This window comes from Pseudomonas qingdaonensis (assembly GCF_018398475.1).
Classification (GTDB): Bacteria; Pseudomonadota; Gammaproteobacteria; order Pseudomonadales; family Pseudomonadaceae; genus Aquipseudomonas; species Aquipseudomonas palmensis.
This window is the reverse complement of record NZ_CP074676.1, coordinates 1186907-1201618: the sequence shown is the minus strand read 5'-3', so window position 1 is coordinate 1201618 and position 14712 is coordinate 1186907. Positions and strand designations below refer to the sequence as shown.

General features: G+C 64.9%; 13 protein-coding genes. 7 read left to right on the top strand and 6 right to left on the bottom strand.

The annotated features are described in order from the left end of the window. Positions 1–24 precede the first annotated feature (24 nt). From guaB to KH389_RS05395, 3 genes are all read right to left on the bottom strand, one after another. Complete coding sequence (gene guaB / locus KH389_RS05405) at positions 25–1494, bottom strand: IMP dehydrogenase (RefSeq protein WP_043860652.1); 1470 nt, start codon at positions 1492–1494, stop codon at positions 25–27. Between the two features lie 84 nt (positions 1495–1578). Continuing rightward, the gene (locus tag KH389_RS05400; protein ID WP_054915068.1) at positions 1579–2136 is read right to left on the bottom strand and encodes a hypothetical protein; all 558 of its coding nucleotides are present in this window, start codon (positions 2134–2136) and stop codon (positions 1579–1581) included. Positions 2137–2153: 17 nt separating this feature from the next. Next, positions 2154–2936 carry a sulfite exporter TauE/SafE family protein gene (locus tag KH389_RS05395; RefSeq protein WP_370408961.1) on the bottom strand — a complete coding sequence of 261 codons (783 nt, stop codon included), beginning with the start codon at positions 2934–2936 and terminating at the stop codon, positions 2154–2156. A 112-nt stretch (positions 2937–3048) separates the two neighbouring features. Here KH389_RS05395 and KH389_RS05390 point away from each other — a divergent pair, with 112 nt between their 5' ends. From KH389_RS05390 to KH389_RS05360, 7 genes are all read left to right on the top strand, one after another. Further along, positions 3049–3930 carry a LysR family transcriptional regulator gene (locus tag KH389_RS05390; protein WP_213606997.1) on the top strand — a complete coding sequence of 294 codons (882 nt, stop codon included), beginning with the start codon at positions 3049–3051 and terminating at the stop codon, positions 3928–3930. A gap of 113 nt (positions 3931–4043) precedes the next feature. Then, entirely contained in the window at positions 4044–5423 is a 1380-nt protein-coding gene (gene xseA, locus KH389_RS05385; RefSeq protein WP_054915069.1) for an exodeoxyribonuclease VII large subunit, read from the top strand. Positions 5424–5426: 3 nt separating this feature from the next. After that, positions 5427–6251, top strand: coding sequence for a M23 family metallopeptidase (locus tag KH389_RS05380; RefSeq protein ID WP_088514575.1), 825 nt, complete (start codon positions 5427–5429; stop codon positions 6249–6251). A 309-nt stretch (positions 6252–6560) separates the two neighbouring features. After that, positions 6561–8234 carry a 2-isopropylmalate synthase gene (leuA, locus tag KH389_RS05375; RefSeq protein ID WP_043860402.1) on the top strand — a complete coding sequence of 558 codons (1674 nt, stop codon included), beginning with the start codon at positions 6561–6563 and terminating at the stop codon, positions 8232–8234. 146 nt (positions 8235–8380) lie between these two features. Then, positions 8381–9520, top strand: a complete 1140-nt coding sequence (locus KH389_RS05370; RefSeq protein ID WP_043860401.1) for a hypothetical protein — start codon at positions 8381–8383, stop codon at positions 9518–9520. After that, positions 9520–10956, top strand: coding sequence for a DUF6384 family protein (locus tag KH389_RS05365; protein ID WP_213606996.1), 1437 nt, complete (start codon positions 9520–9522; stop codon positions 10954–10956). The genes KH389_RS05370 and KH389_RS05365 overlap by 1 nt, the downstream gene beginning before the upstream one ends. A gap of 4 nt (positions 10957–10960) precedes the next feature. After that, positions 10961–12331 (top strand): coiled-coil domain-containing protein, encoded by a 1371-nt coding sequence (locus KH389_RS05360; RefSeq protein ID WP_088514577.1) that lies wholly within the window; start codon positions 10961–10963, stop codon positions 12329–12331. 42 nt (positions 12332–12373) lie between these two features. Here KH389_RS05360 and KH389_RS05355 read toward each other — a convergent pair whose 3' ends face one another. From KH389_RS05355 to KH389_RS05345, 3 genes are all read right to left on the bottom strand, one after another. Then, entirely contained in the window at positions 12374–13108 is a 735-nt protein-coding gene (locus tag KH389_RS05355; RefSeq protein ID WP_043860399.1) for a monalysin family beta-barrel pore-forming toxin, read from the bottom strand. 10 nt (positions 13109–13118) lie between these two features. Then, on the bottom strand, positions 13119–13853 hold the full coding sequence (locus tag KH389_RS05350; RefSeq protein WP_157811420.1) for a monalysin family beta-barrel pore-forming toxin: 735 nt from the start codon (positions 13851–13853) through the stop codon (positions 13119–13121). Between the two features lie 176 nt (positions 13854–14029). Next, positions 14030–14704, bottom strand: a complete 675-nt coding sequence (locus KH389_RS05345) for a bifunctional 4-hydroxy-2-oxoglutarate aldolase/2-dehydro-3-deoxy-phosphogluconate aldolase (protein ID WP_043860397.1) — start codon at positions 14702–14704, stop codon at positions 14030–14032. Positions 14705–14712 lie beyond the last annotated feature (8 nt).

Here is a 14712-nt window from a genome sequence, read left to right as displayed (position 1 = left end):
CGCTTACAGGTATTGCCAGGAGCATCAACCTACGCGGTAGTTTGGCGCTTCCTTGGTGATCTGCACGTCATGCACGTGGGACTCGGCCATGCCGGCACCGGTGATGCGCACGAACTCGGGCTTGGTACGCATTTCTTCGATGTTGGCGCTGCCGGTGTAACCCATCGAGGAACGCAGGCCGCCCATCAGCTGGTGGATGATCGCGGTCAGGGTGCCCTTGTACGGCACGCGACCTTCGATACCTTCCGGTACCAGCTTCTCGGCACCGGCCGAGGAGTCCTGGAAGTAGCGGTCCGAGGAACCCTGGGCCTGGGACATCGCACCCAGCGAACCCATGCCGCGGTAGGCCTTGTAGGAACGACCCTGGAACAGCTCGATCTCGCCCGGGGCCTCTTCGGTACCGGCGAACATCGAACCCATCATCACGGCGCTGGCGCCGGCGACGATGGCCTTGGACAGGTCACCGGAGAAGCGGATGCCACCGTCGGCGATCAGCGGTACGCCGGTGCCTTCCAGCGCGGCAGCCACATTGGCGATGGCGCTGATCTGCGGCACGCCGACGCCAGCGACGATACGGGTGGTGCAGATCGAGCCAGGGCCGATACCGACCTTGACCGCGTCGGCGCCGGCTTCGGCCAGGGCCTTGGCGGCTGCGCCGGTGGCGATGTTGCCGCCGATCACCTGCACGTCGGGGAAGTTCTGCTTGACCCAGCGCACGCGGTCGATAACGCCCTTGGAGTGGCCGTGGGCGGTGTCGACCACCACCACGTCGACGCCGGCAGCAACCAGTGCGGTCACGCGGTCGCCGGTGTCCTTGCCGGTACCCACTGCAGCACCGACGCGCAGGCGACCCTGGTCGTCCTTGCTGGCCAGCGGGTAGGCCTTGGCTTTCTCGATGTCGTTGACGGTCATCATGCCCTTGAGGGCGAACTTGTCGTCGACGATCAGTACGCGCTCGATGCGGTGCTTGTGCAGCAGCTCGCGGGCCTCGTTCTTGTCGGCGCCTTCGCTGACCGTGACCAGACGCTCTTTGGGCGTCATCACTTCACGCACGGTGGCGTCGAGGCGGTTTTCGAAGCGCACGTCACGGGAGGTGACGATGCCGACCAGGTCGCCGTTGTGCAGCACCGGCACGCCGGAGATGTTGTGCAGGCGGGTCAGTTCGAACAGGTCGCGTACGGTGGCGTCGGCCTCGATGGTGATCGGGTCCTTGACCACGCCGGCCTCGAACTTCTTGACCTTGCGCACTTCGGCAGCCTGCTGCTCGATGGTCATGTTCTTGTGGATGATGCCGATGCCGCCTTCCTGGGCCATGGCAATGGCCAGACGGGCTTCGGTCACGGTGTCCATGGCGGCGGAAACCAGTGGAATGTTCAGCTCGATGCCACGGGTCAAACGGGTCTTGAGACTGACTTCGTTAGGTAGCACCTCGGAGTAACCGGGTACTAGGAGAATGTCGTCGAAGGTCAGGGCTTCTTGGCTGATACGCAGCATCGCGGGGGCTCCCGGGCGGGAAAATGGAAGCGCGCCATTATACTCATGCGCGCCGTGTGACTCAATGTAAAGATGGGCCTTCGGTCAGTTGTCTTGCAGCTTTACCTGCACCACTGCCACCGGCTGGTCGAGCCAGTCGGCAAAGGCATCGATGAAAGACGGCTTGAAACCGGCCTCGCCCCAGTTGTTGAAGATGAACCCCAGGTTGGAAAAGGCACAGGGCTGCAGGTAAAGGAAGCCGTTGATGTCGTCTTCATGGCCGCAGCGCGGGCAGGTGAAGTTGTCGCTGATGCCGGGCATCCACTCTTCCAGGCTGGCGAACAGCTCCACCCCCACTTCCCGGCGGCACTCGGCGCAGCCGGCTTCTTCGAGAAAGCCTTCGGTAGGTGTATAGATGCAGCGCTTGTAGATGACTTCCAGGCCATTGACGGGCTGGCCGTACGGTAGCAACTGCGGCCGCTCGACCACCTTGCGCGCACCCTCGGCGATGGCATAGCCCATGCGGTTGCCGGTGCGTCCGCAGGTGCTGAGCTGTTCCTCGATCACCTTTTCGCGTACCAGCCAGCGCAGGATCGCGCGGGCGCGCGGCTCGTGCACCGGCACGGTGGAGATCTTGGGGACGATGATGCTCTGGAATGTCATGAAGGCGGCCGAACAGGTTAAAGGTGCCAGTTTACCTCACTCAGGTAGCGCGCGATCAGCGCGATGCCGCTGGCCAGCACCAGCCAGGTGACCAGCCGCACGAAGGTTTCTCGGGACATCTTCAGGGTCAGCCGGCGCCCCACCCACAGGCCGGCGAACATCATCGGCAGCAGGCACAGGGCAAGCAGCAGCAACGGCAGGTCGGCGTATACCCCGGCAATCAGAAACAGGCTCAGGCGCACCACGGTGCTGCAACTGATCAGCGCGCTCTGGGTCGCGCGCACCTGCTCCTTGGCGTCGAGCCGGGCATTGAGGTAGATGGCATAAAGGAAGCCGCCGCTGCCGAACAGCGCACCGAACAGGCCGCCGGTGATGCCCATCGGCACCGACCAGCCGGCATTCAGGCGCGCCGGCTTGACCTTCACCGCCAGGCTGTAGAGCGCATAGGCGCTGATGAACAGGCCCATCAGCAACAGCAGCAGGTCGGACTTGAGGTTGAGCAGGAACACCACGCCCAGGGTGCAGCCGATGGCCATGCACGGCAGCAGGCGCAGCAGTTCGCCGCGCACCACGGCCTTGCGCGCCGGCAGCCAGTTGCCGAAGGCAGCGACGAAGTCCAGCAGCACCAGCAACGGGATGATGCGCGACAGCGGCATGAAGTTGATCAGGACCGGCCCGGCGACCAGCGCGGTGCCGAAGCCGGCGATGCCGAACACGATGTAGGCGACGCCGATGCCAAGCAGTATCGGCAGCCATTGGAGCGCAGTGAAAGGGAGCGAGTCGAGCAGTGTGGAGAGCATGGTGTATGCCTGAGTCGTGAGTGAGGCAGCGTTCAGACGAACTTTAGCCATTGGCCAGCCATGCCGACTAATATGCAATTGCGCCATCAGCCATCTCGAAAAGGCATCCCTCATGATCTCTACCCGACAGTTGCGCTACTTCGTCGAGATTGCCGAGTCCGGCAGTTTCAGTGCTGCCGCCGAGCGCCTGTTCGTCGCGCAGTCGGCGCTGAGCCGGCAGATAAAGGAGCTGGAGAGTCAGCTGGCCACCCCGCTGTTCGAACGCACCGCCCGCCAGCCGCGCCTGACCGCAGCGGGCCTGGCGTTTCTGCCGCGGGCCCGCAACCTGCTGGGCGAGCTGGAGAAGGCCTGCCGCCTGGCCACCGAAATCGGTCAGGGCCTGCGCGGCAGCCTGCGCCTGAGCCATTCGAGCACGGTGCCGCTGACCGGCGCGCTGCTGGATCGGCTCACGGGCTACCTGCAGCACAACCCCGGCGTGTCGATGGACATCGCGCAGCTATCTTCCGAGGCGCAACTGGAGGAACTGGCCGAAGGTCGCCTGGAGTTCGGCCTGCTGCGCCTGCCGGTGCTGCGCCAGCACGAAGGGCTGTGCGTGCAGCCGCTGTTCGACGAACCGCTGCTGCTGGCGGTGGCCGCAGACCACCCGCTGTCCGATGAGCCGAGGGTGTACCTGGCGCAGTTACGCGACGAGGCGTTCATTTCCATCCCCCACCGCCAGCGCGGTGGCTTGAGCTACCTGTCGGCCGAGCTGTGCATGCGTGAAGGGTTCTTCCCTCGGGCTGCGCGGGTGGTGTCGCGCAAGACCACGCAGTTGCAGTTGATCCAGGCCGGGTTCGGGGTGGCCTTGCTGCCACGGTGCATGCGCGATATTGCGCCAGCGACGCTGCGCTTCGTGCCGCTGGCCGACGCGGGGTGCGTGAGTACGGTGGCGCTGGCCTATCGACGCGATGCCGGGCCGTTGGTGCATCAGTTTGTGGAGCACATGCAGGGCTAAGCCGGCAACGTCGTCTCCTGCAAGAGACCGCACATGACCTGTAGGAGCCGGCAAGCAGCGCCGCCACCTGCCGGGACTGCAAAGACCGCACGATTCCCTTTATGATGCCCCGCATGATCAAAGACCCTTTCGAAAGACTCGGCCTGGACCGCGAGGTCCTTACCGTCAGCCAGCTCAACGGCCGCGCCCGCGTGCTGCTCGAGGACGTGTTCAGCAACATCTGGGTCGAGGGCGAAATCTCCAACCTCGCCCGGCCCGCCTCCGGCCACGTCTACTTCACCCTCAAGGACAGCGGCGCCCAGGTGCGCTGTGCACTGTTTCGCAACAACGCCGCCCGCGTGCGCCAGGCATTGCGCGACGGCCTGGCGGTCAAGGTGCGTGGCAAGGTCTCGCTGTTCGAGGGGCGCGGCGACTATCAGCTGATCCTCGACACCGTCGAACCGGCCGGTGACGGCGCCCTGCGCCTGGCCTTCGACGCGCTCAAGGAAAAGCTCGGCAACGAGGGCCTGTTCAGCAGTGAACGCAAGCGCGCCCTGCCCGCCCACCCGCAGCGTATCGGCATCGTCAGCTCGCCCACCGGCGCGGTGATCCGCGACATCATCAGCGTGTTCCGCCGTCGCGCCCCGCAGGTGGAGCTGACCCTGATACCCACCGCCGTGCAGGGCCGCGAAGCCATCAACCAGATCGTGCGGGCCCTGCAACGCGCCGATGCGCAAGGCTTCGACGCGCTGATCCTGGCCCGTGGCGGCGGCTCGCTGGAAGACCTCTGGTGCTTCAACGAAGAAGCCGTGGCCCGTGCCATCGCCGCCTGCGTCACGCCCATCGTCAGCGCCGTGGGGCATGAAACCGACGTGTCGATCAGCGACTTCGTCGCCGACGTGCGCGCCCCCACCCCTTCGGCCGCCGCCGAACTGCTGGCCCCCGACAGCAGCGACCTGGGCCGACGCCTGGAAAGCCTGCAACGCCGCCTGCTGCTGCGCATCCAGAACCGCCTGGCCCATGACCGGCTGCGCCTGGACAGCCTGGCGCGGCGTCTGCGCCACCCCGGCGAACGCCTGCGCCAGCAGGCCCAGCGCCTCGACGACCTGGACATGCGCCTGCGCCGCGCCTTCGAGCAGCGCCTGAACCAGCGCCGCGAACGCCTGGCACGCCTGGATACCCGCTTGGCCGCGCAGCACCCCGGGCGTGCCCTGGCGCTGCTCAAGCAACGCCTGGACAACCTCGCCGAGCGCCTGCCGCGAGCCATGCGCCAGACCCTCGCCACCCGCCGCCAGCACCTGCAGGTGCAGGTGCAGACACTGCAGGTGGTCAGCCCGCTGGCCACCCTCAGCCGTGGCTACAGCATCCTGCTCGACGAGCGCGGCCAGGCCATCCGCAGCGCCGCGCAGACCCGCAACGGCCAGCGCCTGACCGCCCGCCTGGGCGAAGGCGAGCTGCAGGTGCGGGTCGAAGACAACCACCTGACCCCGGTCACGCTCTCTCTACTGGACTGACTCATGCCCCGACTGTTTGCCCCGCTGCTCGTCCTCTGCCTGGCCTTCGCCGGCAGCGCCCAGGCCAGCTACATCACCCGCCAGTTGAACAAGCCGGTGCCCGGCGGCGTCGCGGTGGTCGACCTCGGCCCCGCCGCCCAGGCCCCTCAGGCACGCTTCGACGGCAAGCCGGTGCTGGTGGTACGCGAGCAGGACACCTGGCTGGCCATTGTCGGCCTGCCGCTGACCCAGAAGCCCGGCACCGCCAGCCTGACCCAGGGCGAGCGCACCCTGAGCTTCACGGTCGCCAGCAAGAAGTACCCCGAGCAGCGCATCACCCTGAAGAACCAGCGCCAGGTCAACCCCAACCCGGCCGACCTCAAGCGCATCGACGCCGAGCTGGCCGAGCAGATCAAGGCCTACCGCAGCTTCAGCCCCAACCTGCCGAGCAACCTGCTCCTCGACAAGCCGGTCAACGGCCCGCTGTCGAGCAAGTTCGGCGTGCGCCGCTTCTTCAACGGCGAGGAACGCAACCCGCATGCCGGCCTGGACTTCGCCGTGCCCGCCGGCACCCCGATCAAGACCCCGGCCAACGGCAAGGTGATCCTGATCGGCAACTACTTCTTCAACGGCAACACCGTGTTCGTCGACCACGGCCAGGGCTTCATCAGCATGTTCTGCCATATGTCGAAGATCGACGTGAAACCCGGCCAGCAACTGAGCCGTGGCGCCATCGTCGGACGGGTGGGCTCCACCGGCCGCGCCACCGGGCCGCACATGCACTGGAACGTCAGCCTGAACGACGCACGGGTCGATCCGGCGATCTTCATCGGGGCCTTCCAGCCCTGATCAGCGTCTTGCGCCAATCAAAAAGACCGCGCAACTGGCGCAGTCTTTTTGATTGGTCGGCGCTATAAAATCACGACAATCTTCAGTTTTTAAGCATTCCTCTCAATTTTTTTGCAGTGCTTGCCATCGTTCACCCCACTGGTTAGGGTTGACCCATGAAAACCACGCACACCCTCATCCTGCTTCGCCAACATCGCAGCCTTTGCCTGGTCAGTGCCCGACTACCAAGCTGAATCGCGTCGCCTCGCCCATTCATCACTTGTACGTTCGGCGGGCCCCTTTCAAGGCCGCACAATAAGGATTGCTTTCATGACCATGCTCAAAGACCCTTCGAAAAAATACCGTGCCTTCGCTCAGGTAAACCTGCCTGACCGCACCTGGCCCTCGAAGACCATCACGGCCGCGCCGATCTGGTGCAGCTCGGACCTTCGCGACGGCAACCAGTCGCTGATCGAGCCGATGGATGCGGTCAAGAAGCTGCGCTTCTGGAAGACCCTGGTCAGCGTGGGCGTGAAAGAAATCGAGGCCTCCTTCCCATCGGCCTCGCAAACCGACTTCGACTTCGTGCGCACCCTGATCGAAGACGGCCACATCCCGGACGACACCACCATCCAGGTGCTGACCCAGGCCCGTGAAGACCTGATCGCACGTACCTTCGAATCGCTGCGCGGGGCCAAGAAGGCCATCGTGCACCTGTACAACGCCACCTGCCCGGCATTCCGCCGCATTGTCTTCAACCAGGACAAGCAGGGCGTCAAGGACATCGCGGTGAACGCGGCCAAGCTGTTCGTCAAGTACGCCGCCCAGCAGCCGGAAACCCACTGGACGTTCCAGTACTCGCCAGAGACCTTCAGCGCTACCGAACTGGAGTTCGCCAAGGAAGTCTGCGACGCGGTGATCGAGGTGTGGAACCCGACCCCCGAACACAAGGTGATCCTCAACCTGCCAGCCACCGTGGAAGTTTCCACCCCGAACATCTATGCCGACCAGATCGAGTGGTTCGGGCGCAACGTGTCGCGCCGTGACAGCGTGATCATCAGCCTGCACACCCACAACGACCGTGGCACCGGCGTGGCTGCCACCGAGCTGGGCCTGATGGCCGGCGCCGACCGTGTCGAAGGCTGCCTGTTCGGCAACGGCGAGCGTACCGGCAACGTCGACCTGGTGACCCTGGCCCTGAACCTCTACACCCAGGGCGTGGACCCGGAGCTGGACTTTTCCGACATCGACGGCGTGCGCAAGGTGGTCGAAGAGTGCAACCAGATCCCGGTACACCCGCGTCATCCGTATGTGGGCGACCTGGTGCACACCGCGTTCTCCGGCTCGCACCAGGATGCGATCCGCAAGGGTTTCACCCAGCAGAAAGAAGACACCCTGTGGGAAGTACCGTACCTGCCGATCGACCCGGCCGACATCGGCCGCAGCTACGAGGCGGTGATCCGCGTCAACAGCCAGTCGGGCAAGGGTGGCATCACCTACCTGCTCGAACAGGAATACGGCATCAGCCTGCCGCGTCGCATGCAGATCGAGTTCAGCCAGGTGGTACAGGGCGAGACCGACCGCCTGGGCCTGGAAATGACCGCCCAGCAGATCTACAAGCTGTTGCAGAGCGAGTATCTGCAAGCCAACGCCCCGTATGCGCTGGTCAGCCATCGCCTGCAGGAAGAGAACGGCCACAGCGCCGTGGAAGTGGAAGTGGCCGGTGAAGGCGAAACCACCCTGCACTGGCGTGGCAAGGGCAACGGCGCCCTCGAGGCCCTGGTGGCCGGCCTGCCGGTAGCCGTGGAAATCATGGACTACAACGAGCACGCCATCGGTGCCGGCACCCACGCCAAGGCGGCGGCCTACATCGAACTGCGCGTGGCTGGCGGTCGTCCGGTGCACGGCGTGGGTATCGATGAAAACATCACCACCGCCAGCTTCAAGGCGCTGTTCAGCGCACTGAACCGCTCGCTGAGCCAGCAGGCTGCTAAGGCGGCGTAAACGCCAACTGACCCGCTGCTGCATGCAATGCCCGCCTCTGATACGGAGGCGGGCATTTTTTTTGGTTGTGCGAAAGCCTGCGGGGCGCTGGCGTGCTCGGTATACTGCCGGCCTCATTATTTTTGCCACACCTGTAAGGACACTCAATGAGCCACTACCTGGAACGGGCACTCACCAGCCTGCGCACCATCGGCATCAACTTCATCCAGCCCGTTCAGGATGCCCCGGTTCTGGTACTGCTGGACCGCGTGGCCCACTACGACACCACCAAGGTCACCTCCATCGCCACCGTGCTGCAGCAGGCCACCAGCTTCAACAGCATGGTGCGCGAGCAGATCGAAGGCATGGACATCTCCACGCGCTTCATGGACATCACGCAGAGCTTCACCTCCATCCGCGAGGACGCCGCCGCCATGGCCGGCTGGATGGATGACGGGCGCCTGGACGCGATGGAGAAGATCAAGCTGACCTGGATGAACGTACGTCGCGGCTCCATCCCCAGCCGCTTTGCCGATATCCGCGAAAATTACCTGAAGGTGTGCAAGTCGGCCAACGACCAGATCGCCCGCGAGAGCGTGATCCTGGAGTCGTACATGGACTTTCGCATGGCCATGAAAGCCGCCGAGGTGGAAGCCCAGCAGGTGCTGGCCATCGCTGGCGAGGCCCTGCAGCAGCGCACCCTGGCCCTGAACGAGGCCAACGCCCGGGTCGCCGACGCCGAAAGCGCCGAGCCCGCCGCACGCGCCGCGCTGGAACTGGGCCGCGATGAAGCCGTGCGCGCCCTGCAGGACGAAGACAAGCGCTACCAGATCATCAAGGACATCGCCGATGACCTGAAGGTCGGCTACAACACCGCCGAAATGGTCTTTGCACGCATCAATCAGGTGCACGTGATCAAGGAGCGTCAATACCAGCGCATGGTGTCGTTCTTTTCCACCAACGAAGTGGTACTCACCGGGCTTGCCGTGTCGTTCACCGCCAACAGCGGCCTGGCCGAAGCCACCCACACCCTCAATGCCACCACCGACGGCATCAGCCAGGGCCTGGAGTCGCTGGGCAGCACCGGCAACCAGCAGCTCGAAGCCGCGGTCAAGGCCAGCTACGGCTCGACCATCAAGGTCGACTCGGTGCGCGCCCTGGCTGACGCCACGCTGTCGTTCCAGACCGACATGAAGCAGATGGCCGACACCTACCGCGCAGAGTCGAGCAACGCCGCCCGGGATATCGCCGAAGCTGTCGAAGAGGCCAAGCGCAAGTTCGCCGCCCTGCTGACCAAGGCCGCCTGATGAGCAGTGTTCCTCTGTCCGAACAGCTGGGCGCGATGGCGGTGGTCGACCAGCTGCGCCATCAGCAGATGCAGGTGCAGGAGCACCTGAACCTGCCGCAGCGCCGCGCTGAAGTCGCCGAGCGTATCCGCACCTACTACCAGGCCCAGGGCATCGCCTATGACGATGCACTGATCGAACAGGGTGTGCGGGCGTTCTTCGCCCGGCGCCTGGCCTTCGAGGCGCCCGAACAGACCGCACTGCAACGCCTGACCACGCGCCTGCTGCTCAACCGCAGGAAGCTCATGCGCATCCTGCAACTGATCGTCGTCGCGCTGCTGGCCGTACAGTGCACCCGGGTGGTGAACGACACCGCCAAGACCTCCAAGGTGCAGGACAACGTCCGTACGGCCGAGTATCGCAGCAGCGATCTGAGCGCCGACCTTGCGCAGCACCAGTCGCGCCTCGATGCGTTGCAGCAAGCCGTCGCGCAACAGCCCGAGCCCGCGGCCACGCGCATGCTGGGGCCGCTTGCCGAGCGGCTGACGCAGGTTCAGACACTGCTGACGCACCGACCGTGGCCGCAACTGATCGACAGCGACAACCGCGACAGCGTGCAGCAGGACCTCGATACCTACGAACGCAACACCCAGTCGGCGCGCGCGCAACTGAGGCAGGCCGACAAGGGCCTGAACGACGTCCAGGCCATTATCGATGCCCGCAGCCGCCTGCAGGCCGTACTGCACAACCCGGCGTTCACCGCAGGCGCCAAGCGTTTCGGGGTGATGGCGCAGCAGGCCCGGGTGGCCGACCAGGCCATCGGCAACGCCGACACCCAGGGCATCGAGGTGGTCGACCGTGAAGTCGGTGAGCTCGAAAGCCAGCTCGATCGCATTCAACAAGTCCAGCCGCTGATCCGGCGCCTGGACGAAATCGAGCAGCAGTTGCCCGCCCTGCGCCTGCCGCCGAACGACCTGCGGGTGGTGCGTGCCCAGGCCGCCCAGGTCGACAAGGCCATCGACGCCCTGCAGGCACGCCAGGCCAGCGACCACCTGTCGACGCTTGACAGCCTGCTGGTGTTCGCCCGTCAGGCACTGGAGCTGCGGGTGGTGGACCGCTACGGCGTCAAGTCGGGGGTCGAGCGCTGCTATGACCAGGCGCTGTGCAACCAGGGCGGTGACTCCCTGCAGGGCAAGAGCTGGTACCTGGTGGTCGAGGCCGTGGACGCCGCCGGCAACCCGATCAGCGTGCCGGTCACCAGTTCGGAAACCGGCGAATCGCGCTGGGCGTCCTACTTTGGTGTGCGGGTCAGCCAGGCCGAGTACCTCAAGGTCAAGGAAGACAAACTCAGCGACGGCCACATCGACGACCTCGCCATGGGCAGCAAGCCTGCCAACATGCTGAGCCTGAAATTCAACCAACGTGTCGCCAAACCCGACATGATCCTGGACTGGTGATGACATGAGACCCAGCAAGCTCATCGGTATCGTCGCCGACAATGCACGCAGTTTCGAGCACGTGCTGCGCGACGCAGAACAACAACTGGCCAGTGCCACCGAGCGCCAGATGGCGCTCGAACAGGACATCCTGACCCGCCTGCGCAGCATCGCGACCCTGCAGCTGGAGCACGCCCCGTCGCTGCAGGACGAGGTGGTTCAGGCCCTGCACGAACGCCAGCTGGCCCAGGGGCAGTTGCGCCAGCAACTGCTGGAGGTCGAGCAGCAGATCGCCCAGTCGCTGGAGGAGACCGCGCAGGTACAGGAGCGCCTCGACGACCTCGACCGCCAGGCCCGCGACCAACTGGCCCAGGACCCGACCTACACGGCGCAGATGCACCAGCTGGAACAGGCCATCGCCGCCAACCTCGAAACCGTCACCGGGTATGCCGACATTCGCCAGGAGTGTGCCGACAAGCTGCCGATGTTCGGCCGCAACCCGATCTACCACTTCCTGCGTGATCGCGATTTCGGCACCGAACAGTATCGGTTGGGCCGCATCAGCCGCTGGCTCGATGGCTGGCTGGCCAGGCAGGTCGACTACAGCGGCAACCGCAGCAACGAGCTGAACCTGCTCAACATGCAGCAGCGCAACGAGGCACTGCAGCTCGAACGCGACGCGCACATTGCCGCGCTGGAGCAAAGCACCGGCCAGCAACTGGCCGACGCCCAGCAGCAGGCAGGCATGGAGCCGCTGCGCGAAGCGCACAAGGCGTTGTACAAGCAGACCGTGGCCAGCAAGCAGCAGGCCAACGACATTCACGCGCAACTGACCGCATTCACCCACAACCAGGACCCGCACTACCTGCGTGCCCGCCAGTGGCTCACCGACCAGTTGCAGGCCAAGAGCATCGAGCAACTGCTCGAGCAGGTGAAGAAGACCCCCGATACCGCAGACGACCAGATCGCCTTGCAGCTGCAGCGGCTGTACCCGCAGGTCGACGGCGTGGAACGGGCACTGGCCGAGGCGCGCCAGACCCATGGCCTGGCCCAGCAGTCCTATGACCGGGCCAAGGAGCTGGAGCGCGCGCTGCGCACCGACTTCTTCCGTGACGACGGCTATCAGTACAAGGCAACGCTGGGCATCGAACGTCTGCTGTCGGACTACATGACCCGCGATGTCACCCTGGGCTATCTGGTCGGGACCATCCGCGAACACCGCGAACTGGTGCCGCGCGTCGCCGTCGAGCGCAGCTCGTACAGCAGTAGCAGCTCGGGGTCGAGCTGGAGCAGCTCCAGTTCCAGCAGTTCGAGCAGCAGCTCCAGCAGCAGTGGCGGCTTCTCCAGCTCCGACAGCAGCGGGGGCGGCGGCTTCAGGACCTCGGACAGCTTCTGATGGCATGCCCGCTGGCCTGCCGACGCAGGCCAGCGCGGCGCATCACCCGCGCGGGTAGCGCTCGTTCACGCTGAAATCGAAGCGCCAGCAGCCCGCGTTTTTCCGGGAACTGTAGTGCTCGAACAACACCTTTTTCTGCAGTTCGTCCCAGCCGAGCGGGTCCACCGAGGCCTCCTCCAGCACCGTGACCAGCGTGTCGGTGGCAACCGACGACAGGTAGATCAGGTCTTCGCGCATCACCTGCGCGTTGGCATCGAGAATCGGCAGCACCTTGTTGTGCTCGAAGTAGTAATCGATCTCCGACGCGCCCATCACACAGTGCGCATACAGGATGTGCACCTGATAGGCATAGAACACCCCGGGGCCGACCAGCTTGCGGGTGTGCTTCTGGGTGGTGGAGTCGTTCCAGCTTTGCGCAGCCTGGAACGATACCCGGACCTCTGAACTCACTCCCACGCCCTTGAATTCCAGCTGCACGCCACCAGACACTTCGGTGGTACGGCTGAAGCTTCGGGTAAAGCCATGGGTGACCTCGAAGGTGCGTTCATCCTCGCCGTTGCTCGGCACCTGGACGGTGCCGACATGCTCCACGTAAGCGGCGACCGGCACCGAATACATGTCCCACCACCGCTTGCCGTCGAACATCTGGCCGAACTCGGTGGCATCCTTTATCCAGCAGGCCTGGCGTACCTTGTCACCGCCAAAGAGGTACTTGTCGATGTGGTAGCTCCCGCGCTGTGCGGGGGAGTCGGCGCCAAACACGTTGTCTTCACTCATGACGGTTCCCTCAGTACTTGTAGTGAATCTTCTGGCTTGCGGAAAAATCGAACGACCAGGCGCCGGCATTGCATTCAACCTCGTAACCTTCGGTCAGCACCTTGCGCTGCAGGGCATCCCAGGCAATCGGAGGGGTGGCCGCGGCATCGGCCACCGCCACATACACGGCCGTGCTGATGGCCGACAGGAAGTACAGGTCGGTACGCCCCTGCGTGGCCAGCGTCTTGCTGGTGCGAAACGCCTTGCTCAGCTGTCCGGCCGAGGTCGCGCAATGGGCATACACCAGGTTCATCTGATAGATGGCGAACACCCCGCTGCCGGGCAGCAGCAGCGTCAGGCGGTTGTCGTTCGGCGCCCCCCAGGCGATGTCGTCAACAAAGCCGGTATGCAGGCTGGACAGGATATTGACCCGCTCGATGGCCGACGACACCGAATAGGGCGCGTCCACTTCACGGATGAACTGCTTGCTGTGGCCCTGGGCAAAGGTGATGGCATGGCGCTGGTTGCTCAGGCCGTTGAGCCGCAGGGTATCCACCGCTGACAGGTAGGCGAACACCGGTCGGGTGTAGGTGGCCCAGGCACTGGAGCCAATGCGGATATCGCCGTAGACGGTCTTGCCGTTGACCCAGCAGCCGGGTGCCAGGCGCTTGCCGCCGATCAGGTGGCGCTCGAGCGAATAGGACCCGGTCTTGACCGCGTAGCCGCTGAGTCGCGGGTTTGTAGCGTGTTCGATTTCGTCGTCCAAGGTATGCACTCCCTGCAGAAAACCCATGAGTTTTCGATACTAGGGAGGCCGCGACAGGCTCGGCAGCGGGACGTGCTTCCTGGATGGGCAGCGGCCTTGCCGGTCAATGGCGCCGGCAAAAAAAAAGGTGCGCCGACCAAGCGCACCTCAAAGCCGTACAGCACACAACGAATTCTCTAGTCCAGCAACGCCAGCGCCTGGGCACTGCACGCCTGCACGCGTGCCCACTCGCCGTTCTTGATCCAGCTGCTGTCGAGCATCCAGGTTCCGCCCACGCACATCACATTGGCCAGGGCCATGTACTGCTTGACGTTGCCCGGGTTGACCCCGCCGGTGGGGCAGAAACGCACCTCGCCGAACGGCCCGCCGAATGCCTTGATCGCCGCCGCCCCGCCGCTGATCTCGGCCGGGAACAGCTTGAAGCGCCGATAGCCCAGCGCGTAGCCCATCATGATCTCCGAGGCGCTGCTGATGCCCGGCAACAGTGGCAACGGGCTCTCGACCCCCGCCTCCAGGATGTCCTGGGTGCACCCCGGCGTGACCACGAACTGCGCACCGGCCTGTTCCACCGCCGCCAGCATGCTGCGGTCGAGCACCGTACCGGCACCGACGCACAGCTCCGGGCGCTGTTCGCGCAGCAGGCGGATGGCGGTCAGGCCGTGTTCGGAACGCAGCGTCACCTCGAGCGTCTTCAGCCCCCCGGCCGCCAGCGCATCGGCCAGCGGCAGGATGTCCTGCTCGCGGGCGATGGTGATCACCGGCAGAATGCGTGCCTGGCCGCAGATGCGGTCGATCAGGGCAATCTTGTCGGCCATGGAAATGCCCGGCTGTGAAGGTTCAAGGGTTGTCATAACGGCGT

Excerpts from the sequence above, each read along its gene's own strand:
- guaB (WP_043860652.1), bottom strand. The coding sequence starts at position 1,494 with ATGCTGCGTATCAGCCAAGAAGCCCTGACCTTCGACGACATTCTCCTA.
- KH389_RS05400 (WP_054915068.1), bottom strand. The coding sequence starts at position 2,136 with ATGACATTCCAGAGCATCATCGTCCCCAAGATCTCCACCGTGCCGGTG.
- KH389_RS05395 (WP_370408961.1), bottom strand. The coding sequence starts at position 2,936 with ATGCTCTCCACACTGCTCGACTCGCTCCCTTTCACTGCGCTCCAATGG.
- KH389_RS05390 (WP_213606997.1), top strand. The coding sequence starts at position 3,049 with ATGATCTCTACCCGACAGTTGCGCTACTTCGTCGAGATTGCCGAGTCC.
- xseA (WP_054915069.1), top strand. The coding sequence starts at position 4,044 with ATGATCAAAGACCCTTTCGAAAGACTCGGCCTGGACCGCGAGGTCCTT.
- KH389_RS05380 (WP_088514575.1), top strand. The coding sequence starts at position 5,427 with ATGCCCCGACTGTTTGCCCCGCTGCTCGTCCTCTGCCTGGCCTTCGCC.
- leuA (WP_043860402.1), top strand. The coding sequence starts at position 6,561 with ATGACCATGCTCAAAGACCCTTCGAAAAAATACCGTGCCTTCGCTCAG.
- KH389_RS05370 (WP_043860401.1), top strand. The coding sequence starts at position 8,381 with ATGAGCCACTACCTGGAACGGGCACTCACCAGCCTGCGCACCATCGGC.
- KH389_RS05365 (WP_213606996.1), top strand. The coding sequence starts at position 9,520 with ATGAGCAGTGTTCCTCTGTCCGAACAGCTGGGCGCGATGGCGGTGGTC.
- KH389_RS05360 (WP_088514577.1), top strand. The coding sequence starts at position 10,961 with ATGAGACCCAGCAAGCTCATCGGTATCGTCGCCGACAATGCACGCAGT.
- KH389_RS05355 (WP_043860399.1), bottom strand. The coding sequence starts at position 13,108 with ATGAGTGAAGACAACGTGTTTGGCGCCGACTCCCCCGCACAGCGCGGG.
- KH389_RS05345 (WP_043860397.1), bottom strand. The coding sequence starts at position 14,704 with ATGACAACCCTTGAACCTTCACAGCCGGGCATTTCCATGGCCGACAAG.